General features: G+C 41.3%; 1 protein-coding gene. It reads right to left on the bottom strand.

Going from position 1 to position 1,146, the window contains the following annotated elements; genetic code table 11:
* Positions 1-25 precede the first annotated feature (25 nt).
* Positions 26-1,135, bottom strand: coding sequence for a glutamate 5-kinase (gene proB, locus FJR08_RS07070; RefSeq protein WP_168632680.1), 1,110 nt, complete (start codon positions 1,133-1,135; stop codon positions 26-28).
* Positions 1,136-1,146 lie beyond the last annotated feature (11 nt).

Genomic DNA, 1,146 nt, shown 5'->3' on the forward strand with positions numbered 1-1,146 from the left:
CTTCTTTCTTCTCCTGACTCCTGCTTTAAATCAAAACTAAATTATCTCGGTGAATCACAGTATCTGCCTTCTCATAACCTAAAATTGCTGGTATTTCCCGTGACTGTCGGCCGCAAATTTTCTGCAATTCCTCACTATTATAATTCACCAATCCTCTAGCAATTTCCTGACCATTACTATCACATAACTGCACCGCTTCTTGATTGTCAAATTCCCCATCTACGGCTCTAATTCCTGCTGCTAATAGGGATTTTCCGGCTTTGACAACAGCGGCGATCGCTCCCGCATCTAAATATAATTTTCCCCCAGGAATTAAACCATAAGCTATCCAGCGTTTGCGGGCTGAAGTTGGTTCTGGTTGGGGTGCAAAGTGTGTACCGATGAGTTCCCCTTGGATAATTTTTTCAATGTTCCGGGGAAACTGTCCTTGGGTAATGACTGTGCGGATACCAGCCGCGATCGCAATTCTGGCCGCAGAAATTTTAGTCATCATCCCCCCAGTCCCCCATTGAGAACCCTGTCCACCAGTTTGAATCTGTAAATCTGTCAGTTCTTGCATACTGCTAACTAAACTAATCGGTTTAGCATCAGGTACAGAACGAGGATCGGCTGAATATAATCTATCAACATCTGTTAATAAAAACAGCCAATCTGCTTCTACTAAACTGGCTACTAATGCAGAAAGGGTATCATTATCTCCAAATTTTAATTCTTCCACAGCTACTGTATCATTTTCATTAACAATAGGAATTACTCCCAAAGCTAGTAATTCTTGAAAAGTATTATTAGCATTAAGATAGCGGCTACGCTGTACCAAATCTGCCCTTGTTAATAATACTTGAGCAATTGGTTGTTGCAAAATACTAAATAAATCATCATATATACGCATTAATCTACCCTGTCCAACTGCTGCTACAGCCTGTTTTAAAGCTATAGTTTTGGGACGTTCCGTTAAACCTAACCGCGCACAACCTACTCCCACAGCACCGGAGGAAACTAAAATTACTCGATGTCCCTGTCGTCTCAAATCACAAAGAGTTTCCGCTAAAGTAGCAATGCTAGAAAGGGCTAATTGTCCGGTTTCTGGTTGAGTGAGACTAGAAGTACCGATTTTAACAACGATTGTTTTGGTCATTTGTCAGTTGT

The organism is Dolichospermum sp. UHCC 0260, from assembly GCF_009711985.1.
In the GTDB taxonomy this organism is placed as follows: domain Bacteria; phylum Cyanobacteriota; class Cyanobacteriia; order Cyanobacteriales; family Nostocaceae; genus Dolichospermum; species Dolichospermum lemmermannii.

Excerpts from the sequence above, each read along its gene's own strand:
- proB (WP_168632680.1), bottom strand. The coding sequence starts at position 1,135 with ATGACCAAAACAATCGTTGTTAAAATCGGTACTTCTAGTCTCACTCAA.